This window comes from Heyndrickxia ginsengihumi (assembly GCF_011008565.1).
Taxonomy (GTDB): Bacteria; Bacillota; Bacilli; order Bacillales; family Bacillaceae_C; genus Weizmannia; species Weizmannia ginsengihumi.
The window spans coordinates 120016-133107 of the sequence record NZ_JAAIWK010000006.1 but is presented as its reverse complement, the minus strand read 5'-3'; the positions used below and the strand labels follow the sequence as shown (position 1 = coordinate 133107).

The window sequence follows — 13092 nt, the reverse complement described above, 5'->3', positions numbered from 1 at the left end:
AAAAACGATTAAACGGCCTTAGCCCGATGGAATATAGAGCTAAAGCCGCTTAAATCATTTTTATTATTTCCACTGTCTACTTGACAGGGGGCAGTTCATAATTAGCGGGGTAATTGTAAATTTGTTTTCATAAAGATATTCTCCAAGCATTGTACTACTTGTTAAAACATCAATATCTTTTAACGAAGACAATCTATTTTGTATGTCCTGCAAAACATCGGAATTGATAATATCTTTTATATATAGAAGTGAAACTTTTGTATTCGTTCTTATACCAATCGTATAGTCTTGAACGATAAAGGACGAAGTGAGTAATCTTTTGCGAATGAGACCGATATTAATTAAAGAGTTTTCTACAAAACCGTCTTTAGGGCCCCGTATGGAAACCTCTGCAACAGATTCATCAGGCTGTCTTGAAGGGATTTTACTAATATCATAAAAGTAAATTGATTCTTCGGAGGAAACAACCATTAGCTTCCCAGCAAAAATCAATTTTTCTATTTGTTCATTTCTGAGCGTTTTTTTGCTGTATGTTTCGACTTGTAAAGAATTAAAAATCGAGCTGCCTGTATCCTCTCCTGGGACAGGGATCAGTAATGATTGAATTAAACTTGTGTCAACGATAGGCTTACAGTACACAAATATGAGTGATTTTGCTTTATGATCTTTTACCTCGATATCGGATGAATGATTGAAAAGCTGCTGTAAGGCTTCTTTCGTAAATTTATTGTCTCTCAACATTCATTCTCATCTCCTTAAAGCTCTTTTTTTCATCGTAAGATAAATGGTTAGTATCGACATTTGGATAATTAAAAAGAAGAATGTAACCGGTCTATAATATTCGTAAACAAATGTAGAAAAATTACTTTGGTCAATTGGATAAAGGCAGGTTATTAGAAAAAGAGCATATACGATTCTAATGACTTTTTTAGTATTTACTTCTTTCGCTATAATCTTGCTGGCGATCAAGACGAATAAACTAATTCTAATAACTCCTCCTGAAAGCCATTGAAAAATTGCAAAAAAGTCAGCATGAGAAAAATATCTTCCAATCGAGATAATACGCCATTGTTCATAAGCAGGATAGCGATACTTTGCTGCTTGATCGGGTCCAAACTCGACAATAGCACCAATCGTTGGACCTAACATGAGGAAAATAATGAGTAGTCCAGCTAACATCAGTTGCTTTCTTGTTATCGTTTTTTTTAATACAGGTGTTAAAAAAATAATGATTATTAACTCAAATAATGGTAATGACGCATACATTAAACCTTTTGCCAATGAAAAATACCCTTCAGAAAACATTAGAAAAAGAAGTTCAAAATTCTTTTTTTTGACATTTGAAAATGATACAAAAAATCCTAAAAAAATGACAATCGGGCAAATAATAGTACTTAAAGTACCAATTGTAAATAAACCCGCCTCACTGCAAATGAGACAAAACACGAGGAGCAAAAGGGCAAGGAGAAAGCTATTAAAGCCTTGCATATAGCTTAATTGTGACCAATATATAATGTCCTTAGCAGTTATGAATGCATTAAACAGCAAATATAGAGAAATCGGGAAGAGCAATATATAATAAGTTAGCTTTCTTTGATCTTTTAGCAGTTCAATAATGGACTGCCTGTCTATGATCGTTATCATTTTGTATAACAAAAATATTAATATGAATAGCACGAATATAGCTAAAATAACGCTTATCCACGCATCTCTTTTTACGGTTGAAAGCAGGGCAGGAATGATTTCAACATGTGAAAATAGGCCGACAGAAAGTAACAGAACATACAGAATGGAAATAAATCTTAATGTATATTTCATTGGCGTTGCCCCTTTTTTATGTTTAGTATTTAGATTGCATGAAAAAATATTCAATAAAGGAAAAAATAAATAGGTATAATACCATATCGGTTATACACTCTCTAAAAACAATGATTGATTAGAATGGAAGGGCCAAACTTCTGCAGGATTAGAATGTCGAGGAGGCTTCCGGACTGCCCGCGGAAAGTGAACCCCTGAAGCGCAAATAAAAAAGTGCTCTATGTAAACATTGGGGAATTTTCAGAAAAATGTGCTTGATTTAAGATAAACTACCATGGTAGTATATTAGTATATTAGGAGGGAAGAAATGAATACAAAGCCATCAATTCACACGCAAACAACAAGAGAGTATGTGTATAACTTACTCCGCAATCAAATTTTAGAGATGGAGCTAGAACCTGGGGTAAGCCTTTCGGAAAAGGAAATATCAGAAAAGCTTCAAGTTAGCCGCACACCTGTAAGGGAGGCGTTTATTAAGTTATCACAAGAAGGCTTATTAGAAATCTATCCGCAAAAAGGAACTTTTGTCTCCCTCATTGATTTAGGGCTAGTGGAAGAAGCTAGGTTTATGAGAGAACAATTGGAAATAGCCGTTGTCCGTTTAGCATGTGAACATTTTCCAGAGGAACATCTTATTTCATTAGAATCAAACCTAAAAATGCAAAAAGTTTGTTCGGAACAAAAAGATTATCAGCAATTGTTTGAATTAGATGAAGACTTTCATCGAACAATTTTCCAAGGATGTAATAAGGAAAGAATTTGGTTAGCAATGCAGCCAATGAATACGCATTTTAATAGAACCCGTATTTTGCGTTTAGCATCGAATTATAATTGGGACGACATTCTTTCGCAGCATACAGAAATCGTTCATGCAATCAAAGAACAGACTCCAGAAAAAGCAGTACACGTTATGAAGAAGCATCTTATGATGGTTGAATTTGATAAAAAGGAACTGCAAAGGTTTAATCCAAGATATTTTAAATAATTCAATTTTTCCATTAAGGAGGTGAGTTGTGTATTCAAATAGCAGTAAGGTTTATTCAGTTCTATCGCGTTCATAAATAATTAACACGAATAAAAGGGGACTTCATGAAGCGTTTCGTACCACACGTTCAAAAGGAAAATAGTTTAATTCAGAAATTATTTATCCATTTTTAATATTTGCTGCGAATTGAAAACGCTTACTAATATTAGGATTATTTTTTACAGTCATTTTTGTGTAAAGTATTTATCATTTAAGGGGGAAATTGCAATGTTTCGCTATCGCTGGATCATTATTCTAATGCTATTTTTAGCTAATGCAATTAACTATACGGATAGATCAGCTATGTCTGTTGCATTACCGCTTCTATCTAAACAATATCATTTAACACCATCACAGGCAGGAATGATTTTGAGCAGCTTTTTCATTGGATATGCCATTTTTAATTTTGTAGGCGGTTACATGTCCGATAAGAAAGGGCCAAGATTAATAATGGGAACTGCGATGACGGCTTGGTCGCTCTTTTGCGGATTAACGGCTGCTACATTTAATTTTATTTCATTATTCATCGTTCGTCTTTTCTTCGGCTTTGGGGAGGGACCACTTACTTCTACGACGAATAAAGCAATGAACAACTGGATTCCTTTAAAAGAAAGAGCACGCGCAGTTGGAATTGCAAATGCTGGTGCACCTCTTGGCGGGGCAGTTTCTGGTCCGATTGTTGCGCTGATCTCATTACACTGGGGATGGAAATGCTCATTTATTGTGCTAGCAATCGTTGGACTAATATGGGCGATTTTCTGGTTTAAAGTAAGCAGAGACAAACCAGAAATGCATCCAAAAGTGACGAAAGCAGAGCTTAAGGAAATTATAGGCGAAGAAAGTCTAAATCTAGTAAACAATCAAAAAGCAGTAGCAAAGCCTGCTGTAAAAACATCTTTATTTACCATTCTTAAACAGCCTAAAGTAGCGGCTTTAGCTGTCGGCATGTTTGGCTACAACTATACATTATTCTTTTTCCTAACATGGTTCCCAAGCTATTTAATGGACGCAAGGCATTTAAGTGTCGGAAAAATGGGGATTGTCTCTGTGCTTCCATGGATTGCCGGAGGAATTGGGCAAATTGTCGGCAGTATTATCATAGACTATATCTATAAAGTAACAGGAAAAGCAGTCTTTTCAAGGAAGATCGTGCTTGTAACTTGCCTGATTGCATCGGCAATTTGTGTTGCGCTAACTGGCTTAGCTAGTACGGTTATAACTGCTGTAACACTTATGACATTCGGAATTTGTTTTCTTTATTTACAGGCGACAACATATTGGGCAATTATACAGGATGTTGTTCCAAGTGATAAAGTAGGCGGAACGAGCGGATTTGTTCATGCCATTGCAAATATTTCTGGTATTATCGGACCAACCGTTACAGGCTTCATTGTTCAATATTCAGGCCATTATACAGCAGCTTTTATTCTTGCAGGAGGATTAGCTATCATCGGGGCTCTTGGAGTTGCTTTCTTTGTAAAATCAAATATGGCAGAAAATCTTGACTCAAGAAAGGTTGTTTAAAAAATAATAGCTTAAAAGAAGAGGAGCATTGCTATGGCAACATTAATCGATGAGCATTACTTGCTAGATACAGACACTGCAAGAACATTATTTTTTGATTACGCAAAAGATATGCCGATATTTGACTACCATTGTCATCTCCCTGTACAGGAAATCGCAGAAGATAAAAGGTTTACAAATATGACAGAGCTGTGGTTAAGCGGAGACCATTATAAATGGAGAGCATTGCGGGCTAACGGAATAACTGAAGATTATATTACAGGAGATAAAAGTGATCGTGAAAAATTTCAAAAATGGGCAGAAACAGTTCCTTATTTGTTAGGAAACCCATTGTTTCAATGGACACAGCTTGAACTTAAAAGGTATTTTAATATCAATGAAATGTTAAGTGGCCACAATGCTGAGACAGTTTGGGAAAAGTGTAATGAGATTATTCAGCAGCCAGAGTTTTCAGCTAGGAATTTGATTAAGCGTTCGAATGTAAGTGCACTTTGTACAACGGATGATCCGGTAGATACATTAGAATTTCACAGATCTTTAAATGAGGACCTTTCCTTTGATGTCAAAGTGATGCCGACATTTCGCCCCGACATGGCCTTGGAGATTGGAAATCAGCTGTTTATCAATTGGATAGAAAAATTGGAGAACGTAGCAGGGATTACGATTTCAACATTTGATGACTATCTTGAAGCACTAAAACAGAGAATAGATGATTTTCACAATGTAGGGTGTCGATTGGCTGATCTCGGCATATCATCACAGTTTTATTTAGAGACAAGTGAATCCGAAATACGGAATATTTTTCATAAAAGATTTGATCTTTCAAAACTGTCATTAGAAGAACAAGTTAAATTTCGATCATTCATGATGATTTTTCTTGGAAAAGAATATTCACAGCATGGATGGGCGATGCAGATGCATATTGGTGGTTTGCGGAATACAAATACTAGAATGTTCCATACAATTGGTGCCAATACAGGTTTTGATTCAATTGCAGACTTTACTTTTGCGGAAGATTTAGCAAAATTTTTGGATGTACTAGATCAATCTGCGTCACTTCCAAAAACGATTCTCTATTGTTTGAATCCACGCGATAATTATATGGTGGCTGCAATGGCCGGAAACTTTCAAGGTGATGTCCCTGGGAAAATTCAATTTGGTTCCGCATGGTGGTTTAATGATCAACTAGATGGAATGATTGAACAAATGAAAGCGTTATCAAATGTAGGGATGTTTTCAAAATTTATTGGTATGTTGACTGATTCAAGAAGTTTTCTTTCATACACAAGACATGAGTATTTTAGAAGAATCATGTGCCACCTCATTGGAACTTGGGTAGAAAGAGGAGATTATCCTAAAGATTTTCATATGTTAGGGAGTATTGTCCAAGATATTTGTTTTAACAATATTCAAAACTACTTAGAGATTGAGAGATAGAAAGAAGAGAAGGGAGAGTTGACGATGAGAATGGTATTCAGATGGTATGGTGAGGGGAATGATCGCATTCCATTGAGCCATGTGAAACAAATTCCAGGAGTGGAGGGAATTGTTTGGGCACTGCATGATGTTGAAGCAGGAGAAGAATGGCCAATGGAAAAGATTTTAAAAGTAAAAGAACAAGCAGATCGATATCGTTTACATATCGAGGTCGTAGAAAGTGTGAATGTTCACGAAGACATTAAGCTAGGACTGCCGACAAGAGACCGCTATATTGAAAATTATAAAAGAACAATTGAAAAGTTGGCACAGGTTGGTGTAAAGGTCATTTGTTACAATTTCATGCCTGTTTTTGATTGGACGAGAACAGATCTTTATAAGCCATTAGAGGATGGTTCAACAGCTCTTTTTTATGAAAAAGAAAAGGCAGAAACGATGTCCCCTGAAGATCTGGTTGATAAAATTGCAGGGAACTCGGATTTTACAATGCCTGGGTGGGAGGCTGCTAGATTAAAACATCTTTCGGATTTATTCCAGGCCTATAAAAATGTTTCAGAAGAGGATTTATGGAATCATTTGCAATACTTTTTAGAAGAAATTATTCCTGTTGCAGAGGAAAATGATATAAAAATGGCGATTCACCCGGATGATCCACCATGGTCCATTTTTGGGCTACCGCGAATTATTACAAACAAAGAAAATATCCGCAGACTGTTAAATCTTGTGGATAGTCCATCTAATACTGTGACACTTTGCAGCGGGTCTTTGGGAGCCAATCCTAATAATAATATTGCAGAAATGGTGAATGAATTTGCTGATCGTATTCCATTTGCACATATTCGAAATGTAAAAATATATGAAAATGGTGATTTTATTGAAACATCTCATCGTACTGCTGATGGATCAGTTGATATATATCGCATTGTAAAAGCATATCATGACAATGGCTTCACTGGATATGCTCGTCCTGATCATGGAAGACATATTTTTGATGAAGAATGCAGACCAGGTTATGGGTTATATGACAGAGCGCTTGGCATTATGTATTTATGGGGAATTTGGGATGCACTTGAAAGAGCTAAGCAGGAGGAAGAAAAATGATACAGATAAACGAAAATTTAACCGGAAAAGTAGCAGTGATTACTGGTGGCAGCGGGGTGCTGTGCAGTGCGATGGCAAAGGAACTTGCTAGACATGGTGTGAAAGTTGCAATACTCAATCGCCATCTAGAAAATGGTGAACACGTTGCTGATGAAATTAAAAGTCATGGTGGTGAAGCAATTGCCCTTGCCTGTAATGTGTTAGACATTGAAAGTGTGAAGCAGGCAGAAAAAATAGTTCATGAGAAGTGGGGCTCCTGTGACATTTTAATTAATGGTGCAGGAGGAAATCATCCAGACGGGCAAACAACGAATGAGACATTGAAACTAGAAGATTTAGATAGTAAAGATATAAAAACATTCTTCGATTTAAGTGCCGACGGCTTTGGTTTTGTTTTTAATTTAAATATATTAGGAACGTTAATTCCAACGCAAATATTTACACGCAATATGCTGAATAAGAAAGGTGCGGTTGTTATTAATATGTCTTCTATGAGTGCACCGAGTCCGATGACGAAGGTCCCTGCATATAGCGCAGCGAAAGCAGGGGTAGAAAACTTAACACAATGGTTAGCAGTCCATTTAGCAGATGTAGGAATTCGAGTAAATGCGATTGCACCTGGATTCTTTAAAACTGAACAAAATAGAAGGCTGTTAACGAATGAGGATGGTTCCTTGACAGAAAGGTCTCATAAAATACTATCCCATACGCCGATGCGCCGCTTCGGTTCTCCGGAAGATCTGTTAGGTACATTAATCTGGCTTGCAGATGAAAGTATGTCCGGCTTTGTGACGGGCATTACCGTTCCAGTAGACGGCGGATTCATGGCATATTCAGGTGTTTAATATGAAAAAGGAAAATTTAGATGTTGTCACGATTGGTGAAACGATGACGCTGTTTGTTCCTTCTGCTGTAGGACCGCTGCGATATGCCGGCCAGTTTGATAAGACGATCGGTGGAGCGGAATCGAATGTTGCTATCGCTCTTGCACGCCTAGGACATCAAGTTGGCTGGATTAGCCGTCTTGGTCACGATGAATTTGGAATATTCGTGCGAAATTACATCCGTGGGGAAGGGGTAGACACGTCACAAGTTTCTTTTGATGACGATTATCCAACAGCTGTATTTTTCAAAGAACGGCAATTGGGGCAAGACCCAAAAGTTTATTTTTATCGTAAAGGATCTGCGGCTAGCCAAATGTCACCGGCAGACTTAAACGAGGAGTATATAAGTCAGGCAAAATTCCTGCATATTACGGGGATTCTTCCGGCTTTAAGCGAAAATTGTAAAATGACTGCTTACCGGGCTATTGAAATTGCAAAAAAACATCAGCTTACGATCCTTTTTGATCCAAACATTCGCTTAAAACTATGGAAGCAAAATGAGGCACGAGAACCGTTGCTTAATATTGCAAGCTACTGTGATATTGTCATGCCAGGATTGGATGAGGGAGAAATGTTGACTGGAAAAACGTCTCCGGAAACCATTGCAGAACAATTTCTAGCGAATGGTACAAAGATTGTTGTTATTAAGTTAGGGGAACGAGGAGCATACTATGCAACAGCTGATGAAGAAGCGTATGTCCCCGGGTTTGAAGTTAAACAAATTGTCGACACTGTTGGAGCAGGTGATGGTTTTGCGGCAGGATTTTTATCAGGATTGCTTCGGGGGTACTCTTACTACGAATCTATTAGATTGGCAAATCGTGTAGGTGCATATGCTTTAACAGTTGCTGGCGATGTGGAAGGATATCCATTTTGGTCACAGGTTGATCCTAATCATACGGAAAAAGAAATTTTGCGATAGGAAGGGTGTTATGCTTATGATTCCGAAAGTTAAATTGTTGCAAAGATTACTAGATGGTGGTGTTATTGCAGTTATTCGCCGTGTTCCTGGAGATAAAATGATCCCATTAGCAGAAAGTCTTATTGAAGGTGGTGTAACAGCACTTGAAGTGACTTTGGACCACCCTGATGCGCTTTCTTCCATTCGAACACTTTCAGCCCAGTTAAAGTCCCGTGCTATCGTTGGTGCAGGTACAGTTATTGACAGTGCATCAGCAACGATGGCTATTCATCACGGAGCTGAGTTTATCTTCAGCCCGAGCCTGCATCAAGATGCTATTAAAACTGCATTGCGTTATGGGAAAGTTGCTGTTCCAGGGGTAATGACCCCCAGCGAAATGATTACTGCTATGGAGTGGGGGGCTGATATGGTGAAGATCTTCCCTGCTTCAGGATTAGGTGTAAAGTATATTAAAGATGTGAAAGGCCCGTTATCACATATTCCAGTCATACCTACTGGTGGAGTCAATCTGGAAAATGTTTCATCCTATATAGAAGCCGGTGTTGCTGCAGTAGGTGTCGGTGGCAATTTAGTCAATTTGAAGCTGATTGAGGAAGGGAACTTTAAGAAAATTACTGAAAGTGCTAAACAATATGTTCATGCGGTTCAAGAAGCACGAGGAATGCTTATTAGATAAATTCTATTTATATGTTTTTGAGCTGAGATTTGAAATGATGGCAAGATCATGAACAGTAAAAAAGAGTCCTCACGAACAATAAGTGGGGACTCTTCTTACTATTGTTTTTTAGCAATATTGATGAATTTTCTTTGATAGTTTGCTAATGTCAGTAATGGGAAGACGTATTGATAGCTGTGATAGTGAATATAAAAGCCGCCAGCCATTCCTTGCCCTTTCGGATAATCTGTCGTCCAATCTTTTTTATTAAGATTTGTAAGTAAATAAGTCATACCTTTCTGAATCTCTTCTGTCGGTTTATCTGCAGCAGCAATTAATGCGTCAAGCGCCCAAGCGGTGTGAGTGACTGTACTCGTTCCAAGCGGAATATATGTTTTCTGAATATCGCTTCGGCATGATTCTCCCCAGCCGCCGTCATGATTTTGGATGGATTTTATCCATGTTATTGATTGCTCGATTGATGAATGACTGGCGGGCAGTCCGGCCGCAATAAGGCCTGTAATAGAAGCCCACGTTCCATATAAATAACAAATCCCCCATCTTCCGTACCATGAGCCGTCATTTTCTTGGTGCTTTAATACCCATTTGCTTCCTTTTTGAATGATAGAGTGACTGCTTGATAAATTTGTGTAGTTTCCAAAAAACTCTAAAGTTCTTCCCGTTAAATCTGCACTTGAGGGGTCTCCAAGTAAAAATTCCCCTTTTTCAATAGGAACGAGCTTAATCCATTTATCATTTACATTTTTTTCAAAAGCTGGCCAGCCGCCGTCATGGTTTTGCATAGATATGACCCAGTGAAGACCGCGATTCCATGCTTCATGATCATGAGAATCAGAAGAGACATTTCGGGCAATCGCTCTTAATGAAGCAGTAGTGTCATCAACGTCAGGATTAATCGTATCGATGTCGGAAAAGCCCCAACCGCCGGGTAAACTATCCGGATTATGAATAACCCAATCACCGAATTTATAATGCTGTCGCGTTCGCAAATAATGGTTTGCCTGCTTAATTACTGGACTATCTGAGGATACACCAGCATTTTGTAATGCATAACTGATTAAAGATGTGTTCCAAACATCTGCAGTTGTATATTGCATATGTGGTAAACCATCGATGTCAGTTTTCATCGATTTTAAACCTTCCACAGCTCTTGTAATGTGGGGATCGTGTTTTGAATATCCGAGTGCGAGTAGGGCGAAAATCATTAAAAAGGTTGAGCTAAAATAGCTGTATAAAGTGCCGTCTGGCTCTATTCTCTCAAGCATATATGTTTTTGCCCGTTCAATCGCTTTTACATGCAATTGTTCAGGAATTTCACTTAACTTTTTAATCTCTTTTTCAATAAAGGAAAGGAAGGAAATCCATTCCGGAGATCTTTCCCAAGATGTGTGCGATTCTCTTTGTGATAATAGGTCACTAAGATCAGGGCTATTTTTTGTTTTTTTGCTATATTTCTTTGCCGCCAAAATCATGATCGGAGCAATATTTGACCGACCAAAAACAGAAATTTGATAAAAATTGATTGGAAAAGACGGAGGAAGAAGAATGAGTTCAACTGGAAATGGAGAAAAAGATGGCCATTCATATTGTCCTGTTATGGCAAGCAGCATTTTGGTGAAAATATTAGTATTCTCTACTCCGCCATTGGATAAAATAAATTTTTTTGCAGCTACCAATCTACTATCATTTTTTTTGTAATAGCCTGAATAAAGGAGAGCATAATAGGCTTCGAGAGTTGGTGTTAAATTACCATCATCTTCATCGTAAAACAACTTCCATGCCCCGTTTTGTTGTTGTTTACTTATAATTCTTTTAACTAGTCCTTGAATTAATTCTTCATCATTTATCCCTAATGTCCGTAATAAAATGATCATATACGCATCGGTCGTGATTCCTGTCTCAAAAGGATAGCTCCATGAACCTTTAGGAGTTTGGTCGGTTCTAAGCTTGTTTATAATCCATTTAATGCCTTCATCAGTGTTCATCATGAACGATAGTCATTCCTTTCATAAAAAGACTTTCATCAGTTATACATATTCAGGTGATGAGGTGAGAATTCATGGGGGAGGGGATGAACAATCTTTTTTATTAGGCACCGCGCAGAAACTCCAATTGAAAGAATGAAAGAAGCAATAAAAAAACGTCAGAGAATGTACGAAGTCAAGTTACCGACCAAGCAAGAAGAATGGCTTATAGAAAAGATTCGCGACCAGACGATGGAAATGAATATTAATAATGTAACTAGAACAAAGGCCTATCTTGATGTTTATCAACTTTACCCCAATATTCATTGGGCTTTTTTAGGACATATGGTTTCACGAAATGGCGGCTGGAATATGACAGATTTAAAAGGAGAATTATTATCAAGATTGTTGTCAGAAAAAGAAAAGCAGTCTTTTTTTACGTTTTTAGAAAGGGGAAATTGGCTTATTTTTCAAGATGTCTATCCACAATTTCTTCTTTATCAAGAAAGTTTAAAAATCAATCAGCCGCTTTTTCATCTTTTCCCTTATTTTAATATTTCGATTTTTATGGAAGCAGTGTGGAATGAATTTTGGGAACATCAAAACGAATATATTCTTGCCATTGCGTTAATTATTAACGAACAACATTATCTAGAGCAGAGGGTGATTCAGCATCCCCTGTATAAAAAGGAAGTACTAAAAACATTAGAGTTTAAGTTGCAGGACTTGTTATCCTTTAATCAAATTCTTTTTCCTTATTGGAGCGATGGTATGATGCATGTAATTGGGCAGACACTTCATCGGTTTGGCTCATTGAATGAGAGGATATTATTAGGAAAACGACTATATAAAATTCTTTTTCAAAATAGTGATACGTTAAGGCTTATTGAAAGGTGGGCGGATGTCCAGCCGCACACCGGGTCAAGAAAAGATTATTGGCCAAATGTATTTAATAATATTCATGAAGGCTTGCCTGGAAAAAGTTATCAGCTTCGCTTGAAATCGTGCATGCTTAAACCGGGAGCAACAAGAATTTATAGCCCGGCACTTGAACATGTGTGGAAAAACGTAAAACAGCCTGATGCTGAGAAGGGCGATTGGTTTAAAGATTTTCATGTCTTTCATTACTTTGCTGAATTGGAAGAAGAAATCAATGGGGAGATATTCAATGAATACTGTAAAACACTTGAAAGACTCGAACTTGCAGCCCTTGCCAAAAAAGCAATTTCGCTTTGAAATCAAACGATATATACCAGCTATGTTGTTCGCTACATTAATTGGAACGTATTTAGATCTCATATTTGTAGGGAGAAACGTCTATTCTTTTCCAATTCGCCCTTTTTCATCTGTTTTTTCAATTAACATTGCGTTCACACTGGCAGGACTTCCCACTATGACATTCATTTTTTTACTTTTAATAGGTCAGTTTCGAATATTAGGGCGTTTTCTCTTTATTTTATTAATGAGCGTGCTGATGTCAATCATGGAGAAAAAGGCAGAAGTATTTGGAATGTTTGAGCATACGAGGAACTGGAATCATCATGATACATTTATAGGCTATTGTTTTTATTTCATCATTGTTTATATATTTCATAAATGGTTTGAACAAAGCTTAGATCATAAAAATAAAACAAAAGTATAAAGGTACTTATTTATAAGTTATTTTCTATCCTTCACGTAACTTTAAAAATTTAATGAATATACATGGAAAAGTGGCCATCACTTATTTAGTGAAGGCTACT

The 13092-nt window shown here is 37.2% G+C and carries 12 protein-coding genes; 9 read left to right on the top strand and 3 right to left on the bottom strand.

The features are described 5' to 3' along the window. Positions 1-63: 63 nt before the first annotated feature. Together G4D61_RS06205 and G4D61_RS06200 are read right to left on the bottom strand one after the other, a co-directional pair. Positions 64-741, bottom strand: coding sequence for a spore germination protein (locus G4D61_RS06205; protein ID WP_163173521.1), 678 nt, complete (start codon positions 739-741; stop codon positions 64-66). A 6-nt stretch (positions 742-747) separates the two neighbouring features. Continuing rightward, positions 748-1818, bottom strand: coding sequence for a GerAB/ArcD/ProY family transporter (locus tag G4D61_RS06200; RefSeq protein WP_163173519.1), 1071 nt, complete (start codon positions 1816-1818; stop codon positions 748-750). Positions 1819-2125: 307 nt separating this feature from the next. On the opposite strand from G4D61_RS06200, the gene G4D61_RS06195 reads away from it, so the two are divergent. The 7 genes from G4D61_RS06195 to G4D61_RS06165 all read left to right on the top strand — a co-directional run bounded on the left by G4D61_RS06195 (position 2126) and on the right by G4D61_RS06165 (position 9386). Continuing rightward, complete coding sequence (locus G4D61_RS06195) at positions 2126-2803, top strand: GntR family transcriptional regulator (RefSeq protein ID WP_025730501.1); 678 nt, start codon at positions 2126-2128, stop codon at positions 2801-2803. 267 nt (positions 2804-3070) lie between these two features. Further along, positions 3071-4366 (top strand): MFS transporter, encoded by a 1296-nt coding sequence (locus G4D61_RS06190; RefSeq protein ID WP_163173517.1) that lies wholly within the window; start codon positions 3071-3073, stop codon positions 4364-4366. A gap of 33 nt (positions 4367-4399) precedes the next feature. Next, entirely contained in the window at positions 4400-5803 is a 1404-nt protein-coding gene (gene uxaC / locus G4D61_RS06185) for a glucuronate isomerase (protein WP_163173515.1), read from the top strand. Between the two features lie 24 nt (positions 5804-5827). Then, positions 5828-6904, top strand: a complete 1077-nt coding sequence (gene uxuA, locus G4D61_RS06180; protein WP_025730497.1) for a mannonate dehydratase — start codon at positions 5828-5830, stop codon at positions 6902-6904. After that, on the top strand, positions 6901-7749 hold the full coding sequence (locus tag G4D61_RS06175) for an SDR family oxidoreductase (RefSeq protein WP_163173513.1): 849 nt from the start codon (positions 6901-6903) through the stop codon (positions 7747-7749). The genes uxuA and G4D61_RS06175 overlap by 4 nt, the downstream gene beginning before the upstream one ends. 1 nt (position 7750) lies before the next feature. Further along, entirely contained in the window at positions 7751-8710 is a 960-nt protein-coding gene (locus G4D61_RS06170; protein WP_035354411.1) for a sugar kinase, read from the top strand. Between the two features lie 16 nt (positions 8711-8726). Continuing rightward, complete coding sequence (locus tag G4D61_RS06165; protein ID WP_035348971.1) at positions 8727-9386, top strand: bifunctional 4-hydroxy-2-oxoglutarate aldolase/2-dehydro-3-deoxy-phosphogluconate aldolase; 660 nt, start codon at positions 8727-8729, stop codon at positions 9384-9386. Between the two features lie 98 nt (positions 9387-9484). On the opposite strand, the gene shc is transcribed toward G4D61_RS06165, so the two are convergent. Beyond that, positions 9485-11374, bottom strand: a complete 1890-nt coding sequence (gene shc, locus G4D61_RS06160) for a squalene--hopene cyclase (protein WP_163173511.1) — start codon at positions 11372-11374, stop codon at positions 9485-9487. A 162-nt stretch (positions 11375-11536) separates the two neighbouring features. On the opposite strand from shc, the gene G4D61_RS06155 reads away from it, so the two are divergent. Then, positions 11537-12586 carry a DUF2515 domain-containing protein gene (locus G4D61_RS06155; RefSeq protein ID WP_235929332.1) on the top strand — a complete coding sequence of 350 codons (1050 nt, stop codon included), beginning with the start codon at positions 11537-11539 and terminating at the stop codon, positions 12584-12586. Beyond that, entirely contained in the window at positions 12519-12992 is a 474-nt protein-coding gene (locus tag G4D61_RS06150; RefSeq protein WP_035348960.1) for a CBO0543 family protein, read from the top strand. Before G4D61_RS06155 ends, G4D61_RS06150 begins: the two co-directional genes overlap by 68 nt. Positions 12993-13092: the final 100 nt, after the last annotated feature.